Here is a 22,372-nt window from a genome sequence, read left to right as displayed (position 1 = left end):
CTCGCGCCCTCACCGCGCGACCGGCGCAGCGCCGCCGCGCGGCCCGCCCCCCTCGGCGGTCGGCTGGGGACGAGCCAACCGCCGGGGGCGGCCCGGGTCAATGGCGCGCGGGGCAGCTTGGCGGGATCGCGCCGGCTCCCCCGGCGGCCCGGCCGGAACGGCGGTTTCCGGTCAGGCCCCGGGTGGGGCCGCGCGACGGTGGTGGGGCGGGTGGTGCCGGTGCGGCGGCGGACGGGGCGGCCGGGGCGGCCGGTGTCCGGAGGGACGGCCTCCGGGTGCGCCGGGAAGGGCCGGGCCGCGCTTGCTGCAGGCCTGTGCCGCCGCCCTGTGCGCCCCTACGATGTGAGCGCCGTCGGGCCTGACCCCCGACCCCGACACTGCCGGCCGACACCGGGTAGCGCCGGTCCCCCCTGATGGACCGGTCGTCCCGTCGGCCGCCGCGCGCCGGCTCACCCCGGGCACGAGCGGAACGGCAGGGCGGGCACCACCGCGCAGGCCACCCGTCGCTCCTCCCATCCAAGGGGTATGCCCATGCACGCCGGCACCGCCGTACCACCGGTCAGACCCGTCCCCGCCGACCGCGCGTTCCGCGCCGGCCGCGCCCTGCTGTTCGTCCTCGCCGTGCTGGCCGCCCTGGTGGGCGTCGGCCTCCCCGCGGCCGGCCCGGCGCACGCCGCCGTGCCCGACCGCTGGGGCTTCGCCTACCTCGACAACCCGGCCCCGCCGCCGGGGTACGTCCCCGACACCAGCCGCCAGTGGGGCAGTTGGCCGTCGCCGGCCACGAACCCCGTGAGGGTCGACAAGGTCGGCACCGGGTCCTACGTCGTGCACTTCCCGCTGATCGCCGGCCCCGGCGGCATCGCGCACGTCACCGCCGTCGCCCGCACCGGGTCGTGGTGCCAGGTCCGGGGCTGGGCCACCGCCGGCACCGGCCAGGACGTCGCCGTCGGCTGCTACCGCACGGGCGGGGCGCCCGAGGACAACCGCTTCACCGTCCTCTACACCACCAGCAGCGGCGCGCCGTCCCCGGCCGTCGGCGGCTACGGCTACGTCTTCGCCAACCCGACCGGGTCGGTGGTCACCCAGTACAACTCGACCGGCGGAACCAACGCCGTCGGCTCCGGCGGCACCGGCGTCTGGAAGGTCTGGCTGCCCGGCCTGGGCCAGCCCACCCCGGCCGGCAACCTGGAGGTCACCGCCGTTGACGCGGCCAACGGCGCGCGCTGCAAGGTCGCCGACTGGTCGCCGTCATCGACCGGCCAGACCGTCATCGTGAACTGCTACAACGCGGGCAACGTCCTGTACAACACCCGCTGGACGCTGAGCTACTCGGAGAAGCGGGCCGTGCACGGGCCGGCCCTGCCGCCCAACTCCTACGGCTACCTCTGGTTCAACGGCGGCGTGCCGGGCGGGACCAACTTCAACTCCTCCGGCGCGGTCAACACGCTCGCCGGCTCCGTCCCCTACACCGTCAACCTGCCGAACATCGCCGTGCCCTCGGACACCGCGCAGGTCACCGCCTTCGGCCCCGGCCCGGACCACTGCACCCTGGCCACCCCGTGGAACCGCAGCGCCGGCACGGTGAACCTCTACCCGATCTGCTTCAACGCCTCCGGCTCGCCGGTCCCGTCCCGCTTCTTCACCGCGTACACCTCTGCGGTCTGATCCCGCACGCGGATCCGGGGCGGCGCCCGCGCCGTCCCGGGTCCGCACCGTCCCGGTCCGCGGGAACGGGTCCACGAACGCGGTTGCGCGGTAGGCGAGTTCGCGGGAGACGGGTTCGCGGGCGGGCCCGGGTGGAACAACCCGGACAGGGGAGAGTCGGAGGCGGGGGCCGATGGACGTACTGGGCACCGCGGGACTGGTGACCGTCCCGGTCCTGGCCGGCTGGTCCGCGCTGCGGATCTGGCTGCGCGACGGCTCCCGGGTGCGCGACTACGCCGCCGCCGTGTTCTGGTCCGGCGTGGCGATCGGACTCGGCCTGACCGACGGACCCGGCTGGCTGCTGCCCGCCGGCTGCACGACCGCCGCGGCCACCGTGGCGGCCCACCTGCTGGTGGTCGCCACCGCCGTGCTGCGCAAGCCGCTGGTCACCGTCGACCCGGCCGAGTTCCGGCGGCGGCTGCTGGAGGCCTGCGCCGCGCCGAGCGCTCCGGAGGCCTTCCTCGCCGGGGTCGGCCCGGACGGGACGATCACCGTCTGGGGCCTGGAGGCCGCCGGGATCCCGCGCCACCGCCACCGCCCCGGTCCCGGCTGCGCCACCTGCTACCTGGAGGGCATCGTCGGCGAACTCGCCGACAACGGGGCCGAGACCGTGGCCGCGTACCGGGCGCTGCTGCGCCGGCGGGCCAACCAGCTGTTCGTGCTGCGCCGCACCACCATCGGCCACCGCTGGACGGCGCAGCTCCGCCAGGTCCAGGGGTTCAAGACGCCGTTCGAGTACTCGCCCTGCCCCGAGCACCGGCTCTGACGCCGCGCCCGGACGGCGGGCGGGCGGGCGAGGAGCGGACGGCGAGCGGACGGCGAGCGGGCAGGAACGGGCGGGAGCGGTCCGGTTGGTCCGGATGCCCTCGTGCGGGTGCGGCGGGCCGGTCCTGCGGCCACGTTGAGGAGATGGACATCGTCGTCGTACTGGAACCCGACACACCGACCAACATCCGGCTCCTCGGGCCCGACCACACGCCCGCGCAGCCGGAGGTCCCGGTGCGCCGCGCGCACACCGCCCCGACGGAGGCCTCCGGCGCCTGCGGTCCCCGCACCCTGTGCGGCCTGGACACCTCCGACATGACCCTCGCGCCGCACGGGGCCGAGTACCCCGACCGGCCCCGGCCCCGGCTGCACTGGCACACCTGCAGCGCGTGCCGCTACGCCGGGGAGGCCGCCGTCCCCGGCACGCCCGGTGACGGTGCCGCCGCCACCGGCCCCTCCCCCGGGCAGGTGGTGGCGGCGCCGTAGGCTGACCGGATGACAACTGACCGTAAGCCCGTGCTCGTTCCGGTGGTCCTGGCCGGACTTCTGCTCGGGACGGCGGCCTGCGCGTCGTCCGGCGGCGCCGAGGCCGCGTTCGACGGTGGGAAGCCCACCTTCGCCAAGCTGAAGTCGACGGTGCAGGGCCTCGGTCCGGACGCGTCGTGCCCGTTCGGCCTGGACCTGGCCGGCGCACTGAGAGCGGTCGGGATCGAGCGCGGTGTCACCCCGGCCGACGGAACGGGCGGCCGGCCGGTGCGGGCCGAGGTCGTGCCGCCCGAGGAGGCCCGGCCGCTTCCGTCCGGCGTCACGCCCACCCCGGCGGCGGCCTCGATCCCCGCGCGGCCCGAGACCCTCCAGGTGTGGTGCTCCTACACCGCCGGGACGACACCGGTGGAGATCGGCGTGCTCGCCGCCCCCGCCGAGCGGATCGCGGTCAACCTGGCCCTGCCCTACATCCAGCGGGCGGGCGGCCTCACGACCGACCAGGTGGTCGCGGCCTCCACCGACCAGCCCGCCCCCGGCACGGCCCGGACCACCCCCGGCCGCGGGTCCGTCGGCATCGCCCGGCTGCCGGTCGCCGGCAAGGGCGACCTGGCCCTGCTGGTCAGCCAGGGCACCGGGACGACCGCCCCGGACCCGGCCCTGACCGGGGAGCCGCTGCGCGCGCTGGCCGAGAAGCTCGCCGCGCAGCTGCACGTGTGACCGGACCCCGGGTGGGCGCGCCCGCCTCCGCCGGATCGGCCGCGCCCACCGGGTCGCAGCCGATCCGGGTGCCGCGCTAGCGGAGGTCCTCCAGGACGGCGCGGGCCGCGTTGTGGCCGGGGATCCCGCTGACGCCGCCGCCGCGGACCGCTCCCGCGCCGCACAGCAGGATGTCGGGGTGCGCCGTCGCCACGCCCCAGCGGGCGGCGGCGCTCTGCGGTTCCTCGGCCGCGAACGGGAACGCCAGGTCGCGGTGGAAGATGTGACCGCCCGGCAGGCCGATCTCCCGCTCCAGGTCGAGCGGGGTCTTCGCCTCCACGCAGGGCCGTCCGTCGGCGTCCTCGGCCAGGCAGCCGGCGATCGGCTCGGCCAGCACCGCGTCGAGCTGGGCCAGGCTCGCCGCGAGGGCGCGCTCCTTGGCGGTCGGGTCGGCGAACAGCCGGGCGGGCAGGTGCAGGCCGAACAGGGTGAGGGTCTGCAGGCCCTGCCGGACGGCGTCCGGGCCCAGGATCGACGGGTCGGTGAGGGAGTGGCAGTAGATCTCCGACGGCGGCGCCGAGGGGATCCGGCCGGCCGCGGCCTCGGCGTAGGCGGTCTCCAACTGCCGGTAGCCCTCGGCGATGTGGAAGGTGCCGGCGAAGGCCTCGCGCGGGTCGGCGGCGGGGTCGCGCAGGCGCGGCAGCCGGCGCAGCACCATGTTGACCTTGAGCTGCGCGCCCTCCGGCGCGGGCCCGGGCTCCTCGCCGAGCAGCCGGGCCAGGGTCGCCGGGGCGGCGTTGACCAGGACCCGGCGGGCCGCGGCCGTCGCCTCGCCGTCCCGGTGGCGGTAGGTCACCTCGGTCTCTCCGGCACCGCCGGTGGCGACGGCGGTGACCTCGCAGCCGGTGCGCAGCTCGGCCCCGGCCGCCCGGGCCGCCTCCGCGAGGGCGCCGGTCACCGCGCCCATGCCGCCGACCGGGACGTCCCAGTCGCCGGTCCCGTTGCCGATCACGTGGTAGAGGAAGCAGCGGTTCTGGCGCAGCGAGGGGTCGTGGGCGCGGGTGAAGGTGCCGATCAGGGCGTCGGTCAGCACCACGCCGCGGACCAGGTCGTCGGCGAAGGACTCCTCGATGGTCTCGCCCAGCGGCCGTTCGAACAGGGCCGTCCAGGCCGCGTCGTCGCCGACCCGGCGGCGCAGTTCCGCCCGGCCGGGCAGGGGTTCGGTGAGGGTCGGGAAGACCGCCTCGGCGATGCCCCCGGTCATCGCGTAGAAGCGCCGCCAGGCCTCCCACTCGCGGTCGGTGCCGGTCAGTGCCCGGAACGACTCCCGGGTGCGGCCGGCGTCGGCCGCGTCCACCAGCAGTCCGGTGGGCTTCCCGTCCCGGACGGCGGGGGTGTACGAGGAGATCCGGCGCCGGCGCAGCTCCAGGCGCAGGCCGAGCTCGCGCACCACCGTGCGGGGCAGCAGGCTCACCAGGTAGGAGTAGCGCGACAGCCGGGCGTCCACGCCGGTGAACGCCGGGGCCGACACCGCCGCGCCGCCGAGCCGCGGGAGCCGTTCGAGCAGCAGCACCCGGTAGCGGGCGCGGGCCAGGTACGCCGCCGCCACCAGGCCGTTGTGGCCGCCGCCGACGATCACGACGTCGTGCCGGGAGGACGAGTTCGCCATGTCCGGCACGGTACGGCACCCGGGCGGTCCGGGGAACAGCGGCGGGCGGCGGCCCGGCGGGTCGGTCCCGCCGGGCCGGTCCCCGGCGGTCAGGGCCCGGCGGGTCGGTCCTCGGCGGCGAGCTTCACGGTGACGCTGTGCTCGGAGCGGACCAGGCGCAGCATGGGGCAGCGGGCGTCCGCGGTGGCCAGCAGGTCCGCCAGCTCCTGCGGCGCGGCCGGGCCGCTCAGCTCGACCTCCGCCGTCAGGTCGTAGGGCACGGCGGGTGCCTCGGTCGGCACGCCGAAGAACCGGGCGTCGTTGTTGCGGGCGTTCACCCGGACCTCGACCCGGTCCAGGGAGACGTCCGCCAGCGCCGCGACGCACAGGATCGTGTGGGTCAGGCAGGTGCTGACCACGGCGCAGAACAGCTCCGGCGAGGACGGGCCGAGGCCGAACCCGCCGATGTCGGGCCCGCCGTCGCCGATGAACGACCAGTCCCCCACCCGGACCTTGCGGACCCCGGTCGCGTCGTCGGCCACGCAGACCGCGCCGACCTCCTCCTCCCAGTCCGAGCTCTCCGGCCGCCGCCGGGCGGCGTCGCGCATGGCCGCGCCCTTGTCACGCAGGTGCTCGGCCAGTCCGGGCCGGGGTATCGCAGGTGTGTACGTCATGGCCCGTAGCGTACGGGCCGGGGCGCGGTCATGATCCGGCGGTGGCGGCTTCCAGCGTGGTCGCCATGACCGGGCTGGTGAAGGTGTTCGTGGCGTCGCCCGTGGAGAGGTGGTAGGAGCCCCACTTGAGGTAGTTGCGGTCGCCGTCCCAGGTGGTGCCCGTGAAGGTGCCCGAGCCCGTGGTGAAGGTCTGCTTCACGCCGTCGAACCAGAGGTCGATGGTGCCGTCGGTGCGGCCCAGGCGGATCTTCAACGCGTAGGAGTGCCACTGGCCGTTGGCGGTCGGCGCGGTCCAGAGGGTGTGGGCGACGTGGTCGGTGTCCCACTCCTGGAGGCGGATGCGCTTGGTCGTCGCGTCGATCTCGATCGGGTGGTTGGCCGTGCCGGTGCTGGGCGAGCACTTGAGCTGGAAGACGTAGCGGCTGTTGGTGTCCTTGATGTCCAGCTTGGAGGACCAGCCGAGGTAGAAGGTGTCGCCCTCCTTGAGGTCGGGCCCGAGCGTCTCGCAGCGCTCCTCGCCGGCGGCCTGGAAGGCGCGCCACACGCTGCCCTTGGCGGGGTCCTGGACGACGCCGAAGCCGCCCGCGGCGCACTGGACGCCGGTGAAGGAGGACGGCCCCTTGACGGTGCTCGGGGTCCACAGGACGGTGCCCGCTCCGGCGGCCGGACCGTCGGCGGCGGAGCTGTCGGTGGTGGCCCAGCCGCAGGAGAGCGCGAGCGCGGTGGCGGCGGCGAGGCCGACGGTGGTCCTGCGGTGGCGGGGCAGAAGGGACATGCTTCTCCCGGTGGATGGGTGGCCGCTCCGGACGTAGGAGAAGATTCGACCACCCCGTGTGCGGCGGGACCAAGCGGTCCGGCCGGAGAAGGCCCTTTCGGGCACCTCTCCGGCCGGCGGGCCACCGGGCGGCGGCACTGGGCGCCTCTGGGCGCCACCAAGGGGTGCGCCGCTACGGAGTGTGCCGCTCCCCCGGGTCCTCGGAGCCGGCGTCGTAGGAGGAGGTGCCCTCGTCCAGCAGCGGCTCCTGCGTCTTGAGGTGCGCGGGGGCCAGTGCCCGCAGCACGTGGTAGCCGGTGATGACCACCAGGGTGCCGAGCGCGATGCCGCTGAGGCTGAAGGTGTCGGTGAACTTCAGGGTGACGTTGCCGATGCCGATGATGATGCCCGCGGCGGCCGGCACCAGGTTCAGCGGGTTGCGCAGGTCCACCCCGGACCTGGTCCAGATCTGCGCGCCGAGCAGGCCGATCATGCCGTACAGGATGACGGTGATGCCGCCGAGCACCCCGCCGGGGACCGCGGCCACGATCGCGCCGAACTTCGGGCAGATGCCGAACAGCAGCGCGAAGCCCGCCGCGGCCCAGTAGGCGGCGGTGGAGTACACCCGGGTGGCGGCCATGACGCCGATGTTCTCGGAGTAGGTGGTGTTCGGCGGGCCGCCGAGCGCGGTGGACAGCATGGAGCCGACGCCGTCCGCCGAGATCGCGGTGCCGAGCTTGTCGTCCAGGTTGTCGCCGGTCATCTCCCCCACGGCCTTGACGTGCCCGGCGTTCTCGGCGACCAGCGCGATCACCACGGGCAGCGCGACCAGGATCGCGGACCACTGGAAGGAGGGGCCGTGGAAGGCGGGCAGGCCGATCCAGTCCGCCTTGCCGACGCCCGACAGGTCCAGGCGCCAGTGGTCGGTGAGCTGTCCGCTCCCGTCCGCCGAGTGGATCATGCCGAAGACCCGGTCGAACAGCCAGGAGATCCCGTAGCCGAAGAGCAGGCCGAGGAAGATCGCCACCCGGGACCAGAAGCCGCGCAGGCAGACCACGGCCAGGCCGGTGAACAGCATCACCAGCAGCGCCGTCCACTGGTCCTGCGGCCAGTAGGTCGAGGCGGTGACGGGCGCGAGGTTGAAGCCGATCAGCATGACGACGGCACCGGTGACGATCGGCGGCATCGCGGCATGGATGATCCGCGCCCCGAACCGCTGGACCGCCACGCCCACCAGGAACAGCGCCACGCCGACCACGAAGACGGCGCCGGTGACCGTCGCGCTGGTGCCGCCCTGCGCCCGGATCACCGCGGCCACGCCGACGAAGGAGAGCGAGCAGCCGAGGTAGCTGGGCACCCGGCCGCGGGTCGCGAGCAGGAAGATGACGGTCGCGACGCCGGACATCATGATCGCCAGGTTGGGGTCGAGCCCCATCAGCACCGGCGCCACGAAGCTCGCGCCGAACATGGCCACCACGTGCTGGGCGCCGAGCCCTGCCGTTCGGGGCCAGGAAAGCCGTTCGTCGGGGCGGACGACCGCTCCCGGTGCGGGCGTACGCCCGTCACCGTGCAGCTTCCAGCGCACGCCGAGATCCATGTGGGGGTTCGCTTTCTCTGTACTTCCGGGGGACTGTCCGCACCATTGTCCTGGTCACCCGGCCTTTCGCGTGCCACCGCCCCCCTGCTGACCTGCGCGGTTCCCGGCCGCCGCGGTCGCGCCCGGCGGTCGGGACGGCCCCGGACGTCCTGACCCGGGATCAGTTCCGCTGCGGGGAGGGGGCGGAGTCCTTGCGGGCGTGGAGCAGGGCGGCGCCGAGCGGGAGGGAGGTGTGGGCGAGGAGGGCGAGGCCGGCGTCGGCGAGCAGGGCGGCGTAGTGGTCGGCGCGGCGTTCACGGCCGCCGACGTTGCAGAGCATGTGGAGGTCCCAGGCGGTGGCGAGGGACGGCGAGCCGTCGGCGGGCAGCAGGCGTTCGAGGACGAGCAGGTCGGCATGGGCCGGCATGGCGCGCGCGCAGTGCCGCAGGATGGCGCGGCAGCGGTCGTCGTCCCAGTCGTGCAGCACCCGGGAGAGGAGGTAGACGTCGCCGCCCCCGGGGACGTCGGCGAAGTCGCCGGAGCGGCAGTCGCAGCGGTCGGCGCAGCCCGCGGCCGCCATGGTGCGGCGGGCGGCCTCGACGGCGTGCGGGCGCTCCAGGAGGACGCCGCGCAGACGGGGGTGGGCGGTGAGGACGCGGGCGAGCAGTTCGCCGTTGCCGCCGGCGACGTCGACGACGGTGGCGCCGGCGGGCGACCGGGCCGCGGCGGTGAGGACCGGGTGGGCGGGGACGGGGTCGAACATCCGGGCGCTCGCCGCCATGGAGCGGTCGAAGAGGTCGGCGAGTTCGGGGTCGCGGGCGAAGTGGTCGAAGTGGTTCTCGCCGAAGAGGTGGTCGAAGGCGGGCTCGCCGGTCCGCACGGCGTGGTCGAGGGCGCCGAAGGAGCGGTAGAAGGGGCCGCCGTACATCAGGGCCAGCGGGCGCATCGAGCCCGGGGCGTCCTCGCGCAGCAGGGTGCCGACGGCGGTGAGGCGGTGGCCGTCGCCCTCGGGCGCGACCACGCCGAGCATAGCGAGGTAGCGCAGCAGGGTGGCCAGGGCGCGGGGGTCGGTGCCGGTGCGGCGGGCGAGCGTCTCCAGGTCGGCGGGATCGGTGGGGTCGGTGGGGTCGGTGGGGTCGACGGGACCTGCGGGGACGTCCGGGTCGAGGGCCTCGGGCAGGCCCAGGCGGGCGGCGGCCGCGAGGGCCTGGGTGGTCCACGCACCGGTCAGCAGCCGCAGCAGGGTCTCGGCGGGCGGGCGGGCGCCGGGGGCGGCCAGGTGGGCGGCGAGGGTGTCGCGGTGGTCGCCCGGCGCGTACAGCTCCAGGCGTCGGTACCCCGCCCGGGAGGCGGCGGGGGCGGTGAAGTAGAGGACCGTGCCGTCCTCGTGGGGGTTGTGGCCGCCGCCGTCGGGGGTCGCGCCGTACTCGGCGAGCAGGCCGCACAGGCCGCGCAGGAGCAGCGGCTCCGGGTCGCGGACCTCGAAGGCGAGGTGGGCCTCGTGCCGGTGGGCCCGTTCGTGGTCGGCGAGCGCGCGCAGCTCCGAGCCGGGCGGGACCGTCAGCGCGAACACCTCGACGGTGCGGGGCGTCGGGCCGGTGCCGGGGACGGCGGGGCGCCGGATGGTGACGTCGAGCGCGGCCGCCTCCCGGCGGTGGCGGGCGGCCAGCCGGTCGCGGACGACGGTGCTGGGGAGCGGCGGGGTGTCGGCGGCCAGGCCGCAGGCGGCCAGGTCGGCGCACAGGGCGTCCGCGGTGGGCGGGAAGACCAGCAGCGCGGCGTGGACGAAGCGCAGGTGGCGGGTGAGGGTGCGCAGGTGCGCGGCATCGAGGTCGGGCAGGAGGAGCGGGAGCAGGGCGGCGGTGTCGTGGCGGCGGACGAAGTCGGCCGTCGCACGGAGGCGGAACGTGTCGTCCTCGGTGGTCATCGTGGTGCGTCCTCGGTACGGGATCGGGGTGGTGCGGGGAGGGTGTGCGGGGAGGGTGTGCGGAGAGCGGCCGGGGGCGCTCGCGGCGGCGGTCAGAGGCCGACGTAGTTCTCCGCGAACCAGTCCTGCTGGGCGCGCGAGGTGCGCAGGGCCGCCAGGCGGGCGCGGCGCAGCCCCTCGTCGAAGGACGACGGGCCGCCGTGCGGGGTGGGCGCGGCGTGCAGCAGCCGGACCATCCAGTGCGAGAACTCCTGGGCCCGCCAGATGTACTCCAGGCAGCGGTCGGAGTAGTCGGCCAGGGCCCGGCCGTCGCCGTGCGCGAGGTCGTCGACGAGGGCGGCGGCCAGCAGCTCCGCCTCCAGGACGGCGAGGTTGGCTCCCTTGGCGGCGGACGGGGTGAGGAGACTCGCGGCGTCGCCCGCGAGCAGCAGCGCGCCGTGCCGCAGCGGTTCGACGACGTCGCACTCCAGGTCGACGACGGTGCGCTGGACGATGCTCCCCCGGTGCAGCGGGCCGTGCTCGGCCGCCCGCATCCGCAGGTCGAGTTCGCGCCAGATGTGCTCCTCGGACCACGCTTCGGGCGGGGTGCCGCGTTCGCACTGGAGGTAGTACCGGGTGATCTCCGGGGTGCGGGCCATGTGGCCGGCGAAGCCGTGCTCGTGCACGGCGTAGCCGACGGCGTCCAGGCTGGGCGGGGCCTCGGCGAGCAGGCCCAGCCAGGACAGGCCGTGGTCGTGGTGGTGGACGACGGCGCCGGGCGGCAGCGAGCGGCGGGCGGCGCCGTGGCGGCCGTCGCAGCCGGCGACGTAGCGGGCCCGCCAGCGGACCGGGCGGCCGTCCGGCCCGCTCGCCTCGACGACGGGGCGGTCGCCGTCGGTGCCGGTCACCCGGTGGGCCTCGGTGGCGAAGTGCAGTCGGCCGCCGGCCTCCAGGTAGCGGGCGAGCAGGTCGGCGACGAGGTGCTGCTGCGGGTAGACGGTGTGCCGCTCGCCGCGGCCGAGGGCGCCGTAGTCGAGGCGGAAGCGGCCGTCGCCGGTGCGGAACTCGCAGGTGGCATGGGGTCGGCCGCGGCGGTGCAGGCCGCCGGCGAGGCCGTGGCGGTCCAGCACGCGGACGGTGTGCTGGGCGAGGAAGCCGGCCCGGGCGCGGGCGTGGAGGCGGGCGCGGTCGGCGCGTTCCAGGACGACGCAGTCGATGCCGGCCCGGTGCAGGAGGTTGCCGAGAACGAGACCGGCCGGGCCCGCGCCGAGGATCACCACCTCGGCCGAGCCGTCGGTCATGTCGGTTGCTGCTTCCGCGTTCTGACGACTAGTCACAGCAAACCGATGATAGTCGACCACCGGATCCGGCCACGGATCGAAGTCACCCCCGAGAGTGAACAGTGCGATGAACTGCCTGCTCCTGGGCGCGGCCGGGCGGCCCCGGCGGCGGCGGACCGGCCTGGGTGCGCGCGCTGTCGGTGCCGGGTGAGAGGGTGGCCGTCGACGGACTGCGGAGCGGGCGAGGGGGGCGGGGTGGCGGACGAGGGCACGGTGCGGGAGTGGCTGCGGGCGCAGGGGTACGAGGTGAACCCGCGGGGACGCGTCCCCGGCCCGCTGGTGGAGCGGTACGAGGCCGCACACCCGGACGAGGCCCACCGCGCACCGGTGGACCCGGCCCCCGCGCCACCGGTCGCGTTCGCGTTCCGGTTCCTCGCCGACGACGTGTGCTTCGCCGAGGGGGAGGGCGCGGCCGCCGATCCGGACGCCGTCCTCGCCGCGCTGCGGTGGGCGGTGGAGCGGCCGGGGGCCGCGGCGCCCGGGCCGTGGCTCCGTGCGCTGTGGCCGGCCGTCGAGGCCTTCCTCGCGCACGCCGCGCCCTACGCGCTCGCCCGGGGGCGGCGCGCGGTGTTGACCGTGGATCCGGACCTGCTGCTGGAGGTGGAGCCGCAGGCTCCCGCCCGGGGGCCCGCGGTCCGCCCCGACCGCCCCGGCTGAGGGTCCGGGCCGGTCAGGCGGTGGCCTCCGCCGCCGCGCGGCCGGCCGCGCGCCCGGAGAACAGGCAGCCGCCGAGGAAGGTGCCCTCCAGGGCGTTGTAACCGTGCACCCCGCCGCCGCCGAATCCGGCGGTCTCGCCGGCGGCGTAGAGGCCGGGCACCGGGGTGCCGTCGGCGCCGAGCGCGCAGGAGTCGAGGTCGGTCTGGATGCCGCCGAGCGTCTTGCGGGTGAGCACGTGCAGCTTGACGCCGATCAGCGGGCCGGCGGCCGGGTCCAGCAGGCGGTGCGGGGCGGCGGTGCGGCCGAGCCGGTCGCCCAGGTAGCGGCGGGCGTTGTGGATGCCCTGCACCTGGGCGTCCTTGCCGAAGGGGTTGGCCAGCTGCCGGTCCCTGGCCTCGATCTGGCGGCGCATCGCCGCCGCGTCCAGCAGCGGGGCCTCGGTCAGCGCGTTCATCCCGGCGACCAGTTCCTCCAGCGTGGCGGCGGTGACGAAGTCCTCGCCGTGGCGCTTGAACGCCTCGACCGGGGCGGGCGCGCCCTTGCCGAGCAGGCGTTCGCGCACGAAGGCCTTGCGGTCCCCGGCGGTGATGTCGGGGTTCTGCTCGGAGCCGGAGAGGGCGAACTCCTTCTCGATGATCCTCTGGGTGAGCACGAACCAGGAGTGGTCGTGACCGGCCAGCCCGGGGGCGGTGCGCAGGTGGCGCAGGGTGCCCAGGGTGTTGTAGCCGGGCAGGCAGGGCGCGGGCAGGCGGCGGCCGAGGGCGTCGAACCACATCGAGGAGGGGCCGGGCAGGATCCGGATCCCGTGGCCGGGCCAGATCGGGTCCCAGTTGTGCAGGCCCTCCGTGTAGTGCCACATCCGGTCGCTGTTGACCAGCCGTGCCCCGGCCCCGGCGCTGATGCCGAGCATCCGGCCGTCGACGTAGGCGGGGACGCCGGTGACCAGGTGCGCGGGCGGGGTGCCCAGCCGGGCGGGCCAGTGGCGCCGGACGAGGTCGTGGTTGGCGCCGATGCCGCCGGCGGCCACCACGACGGCCTGGGCGGAGAGTTCGAAGTCACCGGTCTCCTCGCGGCTGGAGGCCGCGCCGCGGGCCGCGTCGTCGGCGGCCAGGAGGCGGCCGCGCACGCCGGTGACCGCGCCGTCGGTGACCACGAGTGCGTCCACCCGGTGGCGGTGCCGGAAGGTCAGCAGCCCGGCGGCGGCGGCCCGCCGGGCGGAGCGGACGAAGGGCTCGACCACCCCGGTCCCGGTGCCCCAGGCGACGTGGAAGCGGGGCACCGAGTTGCCGTGGCCGTCGGCGCGCAGGTCGCCGCGCTCGGCCCAGCCCACCGTGGGCAGGAAGCGCAGCCCGTGCCCGGCCAGCCAGGAGCGCTTCTCCCCGGCGGCGAACTCGACGTACGCCCGGGCCCAGCGCACCGCCCAGCGGTCCTCGTCCTCCTGGCGGTCGAACTGCGCGCTGCCCTGCCAGTCGCTCCAGGCGAGCTCGAAGGAGTCCTTGACGCGCATCCGGCGCTGTTCGGGCGAGTCGACCAGGAACAGGCCCCCGAAGGACCACCAGGCCTGGCCGCCGAGGTTGGCGGCGTTCTCCTGGTCGACGAGGATCACCCGGCGGCCCCGGGAGGTCAGTTCGTGCGCGGCGGTGAGTCCGGCCAGGCCGGCTCCGACGATGATGACGTCCGTGTCCATGGGTGTCCTCGGGGAAGTGCCGTCACGGGACCGCGCGGAGGGCGGAGCGGCGGCCGCGGAGTGGTGCGGGAGGCCGGGCCGCCGAGGGCCGCCGACTGCGGCGCGCCGCCGGGGAGTTGGCGGCCGACCGGCGCGCGCCTCGCCGCCCCGGCTGCACGTCAGGGCGGGAAGTGACGGAAACAGTACAGTGTCCGGTTTTCGGCGACAAGACTCCGCCCGCCCGGTGCACCGGCGGGACCGGCCGGCCGGGGGCCGCGCCCGAGCCCCGGACGAACGGCAGACCGTACGCACCTTCACGAAATATCCCCGAAGAACCCCCCCGTTCGGCCCTTGACCGAGGGGGTCGTTAGTATGTACCCGCACGTGAGGCCCGGCAGACGGCTTCCCGTCGCACGCACCGGGCCGACGACGCCCCCTGCCGCGTGCCCCGTCCGTCTGCCGACACCCCGCGACGCCGCCCGCGACCCTCGACGCCGGGCGGGCCGCGCGGGTCGCCGAACCAGGGCCGACGAGGAGCGATGTGACGGTACACCGACCGGGGCGGGTGCGGCCGCGGCCCGGTACCTGGGCCCCGCCGACCGGTGGACCACTCCCCGTCAGCCCGTATTCCCCCGGGGTTCCGATCGTTCGCGTACCCCTGGACCCGGGAGAACCGCGCCGCCCCTTTCCCGGCGCGGGCCGTTCCCGTCCGCATCCACCAACGACACGTCTGCTCAGGTACCTCCATGCACCCCCATACCGCCCCCATCGACGGCTTCCATTACGGCTGGATCAACCCGGTCCTCTCCTACGTGGTCGCCTGCATCGGAGCCGCGCTCGGCCTCCGCTGCACCGTCCGCGCCCTGGACCTGCCGCCCCGCCGGCGGCTCGGCTGGCTGCTGCTCGGCGCCGCCGAGATCGGCTGCGGCATCTGGACGATGCACTTCCTCGCGATGCTCGGCTTCACCGTCACCGGCTCGACCATCCTCTACAACGTGCCGCTGACGCTGTGCAGCCTGCTGCTCGCGATCGTGGTCTGCGGCCTCGGCATCCTCTACGTCGGCTACCGGCCGCGCGGCCTGGCCACGCTGCTGATCGGCGGCACCGTCATGGGCCTGGGCGTCGCGGCGATGCACTACCTCGGCATGGCGGCGATGCACGTCGAGGGCCGGGTGTCGTACGACACGCTCATCGTGGCGGCCTCGATCGCGATCGCCGTGGCCGCGTCCACCGCAGCGCTGTGGATGACGCTGAACATCACCGGCCTGCTGGCCTCGCTGGCCTCGGCGCTGATCGCCGGGGTCGCCGTGGTCGCCATGCACTACACCGGCATGGCCTCGGTCTCGGTCACCCTGGACGGCCGCACCCCGGCCGGCGGGCTGCCGGCCTCGCAGTTCATCACCCCGCTCGCGGTGGCGATCCTCGTCCTGCTCGCGCTCGGCGGAATCGCGCTGATGCTGTCGCCGCAGGACTCCTCGCTCTCGGGCCGGGTGGATGCCGCACGGCCGGAGCCGGTGCGGGTGCCGCTGTTCGACCGCCGCCAGGGGTGATCCGGCTCGACCGGCAGGGGTGATCCGACCCCGGACCACCCGGACGGCCCGGCGCGGGAGGCTCCCGCGCCGGGCCGTCGCCCGTACTCGCCGCGGGACCTACGGCCGGGTGGCGGGGCAGTCGGTGTCCTGGGCGGGGAGGACGCCGTCCAGGAGGTAGCGGTCGACGGCGGTGTCCACGCAGGTGTCGCGCGGCGCGAACAGGCCCGCGTAGACGGTGTGCCGGAAGGCGCCGCGCAGGGTCACCAGGCGGGAGCCGGTCAGCGCGCGGTGGGCGGAGAGCTGGCCGGGGTAGGTGGCGGCCGGGTCGCCGTCGGCGCCGACCAGCAGGACCGGCACGGCGTTGCGCACCCGGGTGGGCGGTTCGGCGGGCTCCGCGGGCCAGAAGGTGCACGGCGTGAGGTTGCGGGTGAGCGGGCCGAACAGCGGCTCGTCGGCGCGGTGGGCCTGGATGTCGCGGTAGTAGCCGAGCGGATCGCGCGAGGCGGCGCGGTCCGCGCACATGATCGCGGTCTGCACGGCGGCGTAGCCGCCCGTGTCGGGGGCCGTCAGGCCGCCCAGCACCGCTTCCAGCAGCGCGGTCGGCTCCGCCGGACGCCCCTCGGCCGCGTCGGCCAGGACGCGGACCAGCGCGGAGAACTCCTCGTAGGCGGCGGCGTCGTCCCCGGCCGCCACCGTCCACAGCACCTGCGGCAGGGCCCGGGCGTCGACCCGGTGGGTGCCGACCGCCAGCGGCGCGCGCCCGGCGGCCAGGCGCACCCGCTCGACCGCGGCCAGCACCTCGGCGGTGGTCGCGCCCAGGTGGTGGCGGTCGTCGTGGCGGGCCGCCCAGGCGGCCCACGCGGTGAGCGCGGCCGCCATCGCGGGGCCCTGGGTGGCGGTCAGGTCGGGGCCGAAGCGGTCCGGGTCCATGGCGGCGTCGAACACCGCCCGCCCCACGCGCCCGGGGAACAGCTGGAGGTAGACCTCGCCGAGGTAACTGCCGTAGGAGGAGCCGAGGTAGGCGATCGTCTCCTCGCCGAGGACGGCGCGCACCAGGTCCATGTCCCGGGCGGTGTTGCGGGTGGAGATGTGCGGCAGCAGCTCGCGGTACGGCGCGCAGCGGGCCGCGAGGTCCTTGGCGACCTCGGCCGACCGGTCGAAGGTCAGCCGGTCGGGGCCCGCCGAGCCAGGGCCGGCCGTGGGCCAGCCGCAGTCCAGGGGGGTGCTGGCGCCGACGAAGCGCGGGTCCATGCCGACGATGTCGTAGCGGGCGGCCAGGTCCGGCGCGGCCCGGCGCAGGGCGAGGGCGAGGTCGCGGGCGGGGACGCCGGGGCCGCCGGGGTTGTAGAACAGGGTGCCCAGGCGGCGGGCCGGGTCGGCGGCGGGCAGCCGGGCGAGGGCGACGCCGGTGGTCCGCCCGCCCGGGCGGCGGTAGTCGAGGGGGACGACGACCTCGGTGCAGCGGGCGCCGGCGGCGTCGAGCTCGGCGCCGGCGGTGTCGTCCGGGCCGGTGGCGCAGGCGTGCCAGGACGGCTGCTGTCCGCGCAGCGCGGCGAGCGGGTCGGCGGTGGCCGCCGCGGTAGGCGGCGGCGCGGTGACACCGGCCGCCGGTACGGCGGACGCGGCGAGGATGGTCAGGGCCAGCGCCGCCAGGGCGGCGGCCGGCCTTGCGGCGCGGATCACGGGTCTTTCCCCTCGGGTGGTTCGGCGAGCCGTCGGGGCGACGGTAGGCGTGGCCGCCCGGCGGGCGCGTCCACCACCGGTACCGGCCCTCCCCCGCCGAAGTACCCCTCCCCCTCTGCTACTTCAGGACCACGCGTCACCGGCGGCCGGGCGGGCCGGCGCGACACGCGGCACACCACCGGGTGGAGATGGTTTCTGGACGAAGGGCGTATCCGCGGGCGCGGTCCTTCGTTGACCGGGACGTACTGATGAGGGCGCAGCAGCCCAGGACGGCCCACTTCTCGGAAGGCAGCAGAGCATGACCTCGAAGACCATCGACGAACTCAAGGGCAAGATCAAGGAGCTTTACGACGACAAGACCGGCGAATTCAGGGTCAAGTTCGACGCGGCGATCGAGGGCCTTCAGCCGCCCCCGGTGGACCCGAAGTCCGACATCTACAAGGACTGGCGAGGAGCGACCGGCGAAACGCTGGCGGAGTTCTTCGGCGAGTGGTACCGCTGGGCGTGGGGCCAGCCCATCGCCGACGGGCTGCTGTACATCCGGAAGTTCAGCTGGATCAGTTACAAGAACGACGCGGGGCTCGCGTTCGTGCACAGCGATTCCGGGCGCGACGTGCTGGCCGACTTCACGAACCTTCAGGGCCTCCAGATGGACGACCCGGACTCCGAGAACCTCGTCCGGAAGTGGATCGACGAACTCGGTCCGAAGCGGATGGCCGACTTCAAGGACGGGGACTGGTCGACCCTCAACAAGTTCTTCATCAGGGAGCTGAAGCCCGGTTCCCGGTGGATCGACGACAGCCTCGACCCGAGTGTCGTGGTCGCCCCGACCGACTGCGTCATCAACATGATCGTCGACGACCTGACGGACGAGACACCGCTCCCGATCAAGGGGGGCGTCACCATGAACGTCGGCCGGCTGCTCGCCGGCTCCGAGTACGCCGAGAAGTTCACCGGCGGCACGGCCGTGTCGTGCATCCTCATGCCCGACACCTACCACCGCTACCACGCCCCGGTCGGCGGCGAGGTGGTCGAGGCCCGCGACGACATCGGCGGCGTCTACTACGGGATCCGGGACTTCCCCGACCTGCTCAACAAGGGGAACGTCGGCTACGGGTACGACTACAGCCTGTTCGAGGACTTCCGCCGCGGCTACGTCATCATCAAGACGCCGTACCTGGACCACAAGGGGGATCCGGACGGCGAGGGCCATGTCGCCCTGGTGCCCGTCGGCCTCAACTCGATCGGCTCCGTGCGGTTCCTCGAGAAGTTCCGGAACATCACGGAGAAGTCGGCGCCGGTCGAGGTGAGGAAGGGCGACGAGATCGGCTACTTCCAGTACGGCGGTTCGCTGAACATCCTGCTGTTCGAGGCGAACCGGTTCCCCGCGCTCCAGCTGCTCATGGGCCAGCGCATCGGGGTTCTCCAAGAGGTCGCGCACACCCAGCGCCACATGGAGCGCTACCGCCGGCCGCAGCCCGGGCCTTTCCCGCCGGCGTCCTGATCCCGATCCCGATCCCGAACGGAAGGTGCACCATGCCCCGTCAACCCGTTTACTCGATCCCGGCCAACGCCGCCGGCACGCAGACGATCCACTTCTACCCCGACCCCGACAAGCCGGAGGATGAGGGGGTCCCGAAGACCGTCCGATCCTACGCCGGATACGCGGACGTCGACGGTCCGAAAACGGCGAAGAGCCATCTGTTCTACTGGTTCTTCGAGAGCCAGACCTGCGATCCCCACGTCGACGCCGACAAGCAGAAGGAGCTGATCGAGCAGACGCCCCTGCTGGTCTGGCTCAACGGCGGCCCCGGCGCCTCGTCGCTCCTGGGGCTGTTCCTGGAGAACGGACCGCTGCGCGTCGGCGACGACGCCGCCGGGACCGTCTCGGTCAGCCCCGACACCTGGAACCAGGAGGCCCATGTCCTCTACTGGGACCAGCCCGTCGGCACGGGATACAGCTACTGCGAGCAGTCGGACACGTACGTCCAGGACGAGGACGAACTCAGCGAGATGTTCTACCGGGCGCTGCTGCAGTTCGTCGAAACGTACCCGGAGTACCAGCAGTGCCCCCTCTACATCTGCGGCGAGAGCTACGCGGGCAAGTACGTGCCGGCCATCGCCCTGAAGATCGGGGAGAAGAACCGCAAGAAGCCCAGGACACACCTCAACCTCAAGGGGATCTCCGTCGGCAACGGCTGGATCAGGCCGGAACTGTCGATCCGCGTCATGATCGACTACGCCTACGCGTCCGGGCTCCTCGGACTGGGCCAGCGAGCCGTCCTGGACGACGCCTACACGACGTTCACGAGCGTCCTGGAGGACGGGGAGAAGACGAAGGACCCCAAGAAGCTCAAGCAGGCCACCGACCTCGGCAACGGCCTGGTCAACGCCATCCTGGCCTACGGCGGCGACTTCGACCTCTACGACGTGCGGCGCTGGGACGACCTGTCCGCGGGGGCGCTGCCCGTCTACCTGCAGAGGGCCGACGTCAAGAAGGCCCTGCACGTCGACCACGCGTGGCAGTCGGCCGACAACTCCGGCCCGGTGGCCGACGCGCTGAAGGCCGACAACATGGCCGACGCCTCCCCGTGGTACGCCGAACTCATCCAGGCGAAGGAGAACTACAAGGTCCTGCTCTACACCGGGGACTTCGACACCGCCTGCGGCTACCGGAGCACCGAGGAGATCCTCGACGGGATCATGAAGGACGGCTGGCGCAGCGCCGAGCGGCTGATCTGGAAGCAGGCGCAGGGGAACCCGAAGGGCTTCGTCCGCACTCTGAGGAACGTCACCCAGGTCGCCGTTCCCGACTCCGGGCACGAAGTGCCGGCCTACCAGCCGCAGATCTCCCGGGAGATGCTCTACAACTGGCTCTTCGACCGCCCGTTCCACGGCCAGGACCCCGAGAGCGTTGCCCGGGCCATCCTGGCCAAGGCCCAGGAGGACGCCGACAAGGAGACGGCGTGAGCGGGCACTTCAAGAGGACGAAGGAGACCGACGACCTGGCGGCGGCCGCGGCGGTCCTCAGGGAGGGCTACGTCTGCAGCCTCGCCCACGTCGACCCCGTGACGGGCAGGCCGAGGTGCGTGCCCATGGTCTACGCGTACCACGAGGAGGGGGACGAGAAGCTCCTCTACCTGCACGGCTCGATCTACTGGCCGCCGCAGACGAAGCTGAACCCCTCGCTGCGGCAGCTGTGGAACGACGACGGGGTCACCGTCTGTCTGGCCGTCACCCTCCTCGACAGCCTCCTCGTCGGCCGGGCGGCGATCAGTACCTCCCTCAACTACCGCTCCGTGGTGGTGGACGGCGTCGCGCGGAAGGTCGACCCGGCGGACCGCGCGAAGGCGTTCGAGGCGCTCAGCAACCAGGTCATCCCGGGCCGGTGGCCCGAACTCCGCCCGATCAAGGACGGCAAGGGCGGCGAACTGGACACCGACGGCGAGCACACCCCGACCGTCGGCGTCCTCTCCGTCAGCCTCACCGAGAACGCGACGGTGCGTCTCAAGCGGCACCACGCCGCCGAGCCGGAGCACGAGAGCCAGCAGGACTGGGACTGGGACCACGGCAACGCCTGGGGCGGCCTGCTCCCGATGCGCCTGGTCTACGGCCCCGCCGTCCCCGACTCGCACGTCAAGGACAAGGGGGCCGACCCGCCCGACTCCGTCCAGCGGCTCATCGGCAGACCCACCTAGGAGCTGTTCAGGTTCGGTTCATGTGGCTGGAGTCAGGGACTCCAGCCACATGAACCCTGGAGCGGTCGGGTTCGTACGATCGTCAGGTCATGTCCGGCTCACTGGATTTGAGAAAGCGGGAGTCCGCTTGTGGATGTTGTGACAGGATCGGAAGCCGGAAACACACGTTGCGCGGGCGATTCCCTGGTGCGATGACCACATCGGCGTGTGCGGCTCGGTCCCGAGGTCGCCCGCATGCCACCTGGGTGAGGGCCCGCGCGCCACACGTTTCCGTCACTGACCAACGTTCAGCACGAGCACCCTTCCCTGCCGCGCCGCGCCCCGGCGCCCCTGTACGAAGGACAAACCTCACCCATGCCCCGCTCCACCGTCATCGCGATACCGTCCCGCCGCGGCAGGCGCGGCCTGCCGGTCCTGCTCACCGGGGCGGCCACCGCGTTCGGCTTGCTGGCCTTCGCGGGCACCGCCCACGCCGACGCCGCCGTCCGCATCGCCGGCCCGGCCGGCCCGGTCCCGGTGAACACGCCCTACACCGTCACCGTCGACCTCCCCAACACCAATCCCGACCCCAGGTCCAGGACCCCCCGGGTCAACATCGCCCTGTCCGGCGCCGCGGCCACCGTGACCTCCGCACCGACCTCGGACGAAAACTGGTGGTGCGACTTCGCCGCCGGTTCGTCCGGTAGCTGCTGGCACCTGGCGACGGCCAGCACTCCGGTGTCGATCACCCTCACCGTCGTCCCCACCGCGGGCGGGACCGTCACCGCCCGGGCCGAGGCCATCAACATCCTCGAACAGTCGATCGGCACCGACACCGCCAGCACACAGGTCAGTGCGCCGACCCCGACCGCCACGCCCACGCCCACCGCCACGGACACGCCGACGACGACGCCGACTGCCACGGCGACCCCCACCACCACGCCGACTCCGACCGCCACCCGCACCCCGACCGCCACGGCGACGGCCACCGGATCCGCCACGGCCACGGCCTCCACCAGTCCCAGTGGCAGCCCGACCGCCCGCCCGACCGCTACGGCCCATGGCACCTCCGCCACTACCGCTGCCCCGGCCGGCACCGGAAGCTCCCCCACCGTCGCCCCCGTCGCCCGGACCGGCAGCGGAAGCCTCGCCGACACCGGTACCCAGACCATCGCGCTGACCGCCGGTGCCGCCCTCCTGACCGCGACCGGCGCCGCGGCCGTCGTCACCGCCCGCCGCCGCGCCTCCTCCGCCTCGGGGCGTCACCAGTGAGCCGCTGACCCTGCGGGCCCCCTCTTCCGGGAGGGGGCCCACGCCGCTACAGCCGCCGTGCACCCAGCTCGTCCGGCCCTGAAAGCCCTCTGCCCCAAGGGGCGGAGCGGGTGAGAATCCGCCCATGAACGAGGTCGTACTGCGAACCGCCGATCTCGGCCGCCATCCGGGACGGCCATGTCGTCGTCGCGGAGCGGGACGGCGTGCTGCTGGGCCACTACCAGCTCACCGGCCAACTCCCGCACGGCGAGCTGGCGGACCTGTTCCTCGACCCGTCAAGGTCACGCCGCACTCCTGAGCGCGATGCCGCGTCCTGCGAGCCGGGGAACAGCTCGC

Annotated in this window: 18 protein-coding genes; 10 read left to right on the top strand and 8 right to left on the bottom strand. The window is 74.3% G+C overall.

Features of this window, described 5'->3' with window-relative positions:
• The first annotated feature begins 525 nt into the window (after positions 1-525).
• From ACFC0B_RS03440 to ACFC0B_RS03425, 4 genes are all read left to right on the top strand, one after another.
• Positions 526-1,665 carry a hypothetical protein gene (locus ACFC0B_RS03440; protein WP_376081491.1) on the top strand — a complete coding sequence of 380 codons (1,140 nt, stop codon included), beginning with the start codon at positions 526-528 and terminating at the stop codon, positions 1,663-1,665.
• Between the two features lie 172 nt (positions 1,666-1,837).
• Positions 1,838-2,470 (top strand): hypothetical protein, encoded by a 633-nt coding sequence (locus ACFC0B_RS03435; protein ID WP_376081488.1) that lies wholly within the window; start codon positions 1,838-1,840, stop codon positions 2,468-2,470.
• A 143-nt stretch (positions 2,471-2,613) separates the two neighbouring features.
• Positions 2,614-2,955 carry a hypothetical protein gene (locus tag ACFC0B_RS03430; protein ID WP_376081485.1) on the top strand — a complete coding sequence of 114 codons (342 nt, stop codon included), beginning with the start codon at positions 2,614-2,616 and terminating at the stop codon, positions 2,953-2,955.
• 9 nt (positions 2,956-2,964) lie between these two features.
• Positions 2,965-3,672 (top strand): hypothetical protein, encoded by a 708-nt coding sequence (locus tag ACFC0B_RS03425; RefSeq protein ID WP_376081482.1) that lies wholly within the window; start codon positions 2,965-2,967, stop codon positions 3,670-3,672.
• A 76-nt stretch (positions 3,673-3,748) separates the two neighbouring features.
• Here the strand turns inward: ACFC0B_RS03425 and ACFC0B_RS03420 are convergent, their stop codons facing one another.
• The 6 genes from ACFC0B_RS03420 to ACFC0B_RS03395 all read right to left on the bottom strand — a co-directional run bounded on the left by ACFC0B_RS03420 (position 3,749) and on the right by ACFC0B_RS03395 (position 11,510).
• Positions 3,749-5,320 carry a phytoene desaturase family protein gene (locus ACFC0B_RS03420; RefSeq protein ID WP_376081479.1) on the bottom strand — a complete coding sequence of 524 codons (1,572 nt, stop codon included), beginning with the start codon at positions 5,318-5,320 and terminating at the stop codon, positions 3,749-3,751.
• Positions 5,321-5,409: 89 nt separating this feature from the next.
• Positions 5,410-5,973, bottom strand: coding sequence for an OsmC family protein (locus ACFC0B_RS03415; RefSeq protein ID WP_376081477.1), 564 nt, complete (start codon positions 5,971-5,973; stop codon positions 5,410-5,412).
• A gap of 28 nt (positions 5,974-6,001) precedes the next feature.
• Complete coding sequence (locus ACFC0B_RS03410; RefSeq protein WP_376081474.1) at positions 6,002-6,748, bottom strand: heparin lyase I family protein; 747 nt, start codon at positions 6,746-6,748, stop codon at positions 6,002-6,004.
• Between the two features lie 172 nt (positions 6,749-6,920).
• Positions 6,921-8,324: a uracil-xanthine permease family protein gene (locus ACFC0B_RS03405; RefSeq protein ID WP_376081471.1), complete on the bottom strand. Its 1,404-nt coding sequence runs from the start codon at positions 8,322-8,324 to the stop codon at positions 6,921-6,923.
• A 160-nt stretch (positions 8,325-8,484) separates the two neighbouring features.
• Positions 8,485-10,230: a methyltransferase gene (locus ACFC0B_RS03400; protein ID WP_376081469.1), complete on the bottom strand. Its 1,746-nt coding sequence runs from the start codon at positions 10,228-10,230 to the stop codon at positions 8,485-8,487.
• Between the two features lie 92 nt (positions 10,231-10,322).
• On the bottom strand, positions 10,323-11,510 hold the full coding sequence (locus ACFC0B_RS03395; RefSeq protein ID WP_376081466.1) for a 4-hydroxybenzoate 3-monooxygenase: 1,188 nt from the start codon (positions 11,508-11,510) through the stop codon (positions 10,323-10,325).
• A 234-nt stretch (positions 11,511-11,744) separates the two neighbouring features.
• Here ACFC0B_RS03395 and ACFC0B_RS03390 point away from each other — a divergent pair, with 234 nt between their 5' ends.
• Positions 11,745-12,206, top strand: a complete 462-nt coding sequence (locus tag ACFC0B_RS03390; RefSeq protein ID WP_376081463.1) for a hypothetical protein — start codon at positions 11,745-11,747, stop codon at positions 12,204-12,206.
• Between the two features lie 13 nt (positions 12,207-12,219).
• On the opposite strand, the gene ACFC0B_RS03385 is transcribed toward ACFC0B_RS03390, so the two are convergent.
• Positions 12,220-13,893, bottom strand: coding sequence for an FAD-binding dehydrogenase (locus ACFC0B_RS03385; protein WP_376081460.1), 1,674 nt, complete (start codon positions 13,891-13,893; stop codon positions 12,220-12,222).
• Between the two features lie 725 nt (positions 13,894-14,618).
• On the opposite strand from ACFC0B_RS03385, the gene ACFC0B_RS03380 reads away from it, so the two are divergent.
• Positions 14,619-15,422, top strand: coding sequence for an MHYT domain-containing protein (locus ACFC0B_RS03380; protein WP_376081457.1), 804 nt, complete (start codon positions 14,619-14,621; stop codon positions 15,420-15,422).
• Between the two features lie 99 nt (positions 15,423-15,521).
• Here ACFC0B_RS03380 and ACFC0B_RS03375 read toward each other — a convergent pair whose 3' ends face one another.
• Entirely contained in the window at positions 15,522-17,087 is a 1,566-nt protein-coding gene (locus tag ACFC0B_RS03375; RefSeq protein WP_376081454.1) for an alpha/beta hydrolase, read from the bottom strand.
• Positions 17,088-17,385: 298 nt separating this feature from the next.
• Between ACFC0B_RS03375 and ACFC0B_RS03370 the strand changes: the two genes are divergently transcribed.
• From ACFC0B_RS03370 to ACFC0B_RS03355, 4 genes are all read left to right on the top strand, one after another.
• A complete protein-coding gene (locus ACFC0B_RS03370) occupies positions 17,386-18,591 on the top strand; it encodes a phosphatidylserine decarboxylase (RefSeq protein ID WP_376081451.1) in 1,206 nt (401 codons plus the stop codon).
• Between the two features lie 32 nt (positions 18,592-18,623).
• Positions 18,624-20,057: a hypothetical protein gene (locus tag ACFC0B_RS03365; protein WP_376081448.1), complete on the top strand. Its 1,434-nt coding sequence runs from the start codon at positions 18,624-18,626 to the stop codon at positions 20,055-20,057.
• A complete protein-coding gene (locus ACFC0B_RS03360) occupies positions 20,054-20,785 on the top strand; it encodes a pyridoxamine 5'-phosphate oxidase family protein (protein WP_376081445.1) in 732 nt (243 codons plus the stop codon). Before ACFC0B_RS03365 ends, ACFC0B_RS03360 begins: the two co-directional genes overlap by 4 nt.
• A 354-nt stretch (positions 20,786-21,139) precedes the next feature.
• On the top strand, positions 21,140-22,036 hold the full coding sequence (locus ACFC0B_RS03355; protein ID WP_376081442.1) for a hypothetical protein: 897 nt from the start codon (positions 21,140-21,142) through the stop codon (positions 22,034-22,036).
• The last annotated feature ends 336 nt before the right edge of the window (positions 22,037-22,372 follow it).

Origin of the sequence: Kitasatospora sp. NPDC056184, from assembly GCF_042268405.1 — a bacterium.
Lineage (GTDB): Bacteria > Actinomycetota > Actinomycetes > Streptomycetales > Streptomycetaceae > Kitasatospora.
The sequence above is the reverse complement of the archived record's forward strand: the minus strand, read 5'-3'. Positions and strand labels throughout refer to the sequence as shown.

What these genes read in the sequence shown, in the direction of transcription:
- ACFC0B_RS03440 (WP_376081491.1), top strand. Translation starts at nt 526, where the DNA reads ATGCCCATGCACGCCGGCACCGCCGTACCACCGGTCAGACCCGTCCCC.
- ACFC0B_RS03435 (WP_376081488.1), top strand. Translation starts at nt 1,838, where the DNA reads ATGGACGTACTGGGCACCGCGGGACTGGTGACCGTCCCGGTCCTGGCC.
- ACFC0B_RS03430 (WP_376081485.1), top strand. Translation starts at nt 2,614, where the DNA reads ATGGACATCGTCGTCGTACTGGAACCCGACACACCGACCAACATCCGG.
- ACFC0B_RS03425 (WP_376081482.1), top strand. Translation starts at nt 2,965, where the DNA reads ATGACAACTGACCGTAAGCCCGTGCTCGTTCCGGTGGTCCTGGCCGGA.
- ACFC0B_RS03420 (WP_376081479.1), bottom strand. Translation starts at nt 5,320, where the DNA reads ATGGCGAACTCGTCCTCCCGGCACGACGTCGTGATCGTCGGCGGCGGC.
- ACFC0B_RS03415 (WP_376081477.1), bottom strand. Translation starts at nt 5,973, where the DNA reads ATGACGTACACACCTGCGATACCCCGGCCCGGACTGGCCGAGCACCTG.
- ACFC0B_RS03410 (WP_376081474.1), bottom strand. Translation starts at nt 6,748, where the DNA reads ATGTCCCTTCTGCCCCGCCACCGCAGGACCACCGTCGGCCTCGCCGCC.
- ACFC0B_RS03405 (WP_376081471.1), bottom strand. Translation starts at nt 8,324, where the DNA reads ATGGATCTCGGCGTGCGCTGGAAGCTGCACGGTGACGGGCGTACGCCC.
- ACFC0B_RS03400 (WP_376081469.1), bottom strand. Translation starts at nt 10,230, where the DNA reads ATGACCACCGAGGACGACACGTTCCGCCTCCGTGCGACGGCCGACTTC.
- ACFC0B_RS03395 (WP_376081466.1), bottom strand. Translation starts at nt 11,510, where the DNA reads ATGACCGACGGCTCGGCCGAGGTGGTGATCCTCGGCGCGGGCCCGGCC.
- ACFC0B_RS03385 (WP_376081460.1), bottom strand. Translation starts at nt 13,893, where the DNA reads ATGGACACGGACGTCATCATCGTCGGAGCCGGCCTGGCCGGACTCACC.
- ACFC0B_RS03380 (WP_376081457.1), top strand. Translation starts at nt 14,619, where the DNA reads ATGCACCCCCATACCGCCCCCATCGACGGCTTCCATTACGGCTGGATC.
- ACFC0B_RS03370 (WP_376081451.1), top strand. Translation starts at nt 17,386, where the DNA reads ATGACCTCGAAGACCATCGACGAACTCAAGGGCAAGATCAAGGAGCTT.
- ACFC0B_RS03365 (WP_376081448.1), top strand. Translation starts at nt 18,624, where the DNA reads ATGCCCCGTCAACCCGTTTACTCGATCCCGGCCAACGCCGCCGGCACG.
- ACFC0B_RS03355 (WP_376081442.1), top strand. Translation starts at nt 21,140, where the DNA reads ATGCCCCGCTCCACCGTCATCGCGATACCGTCCCGCCGCGGCAGGCGC.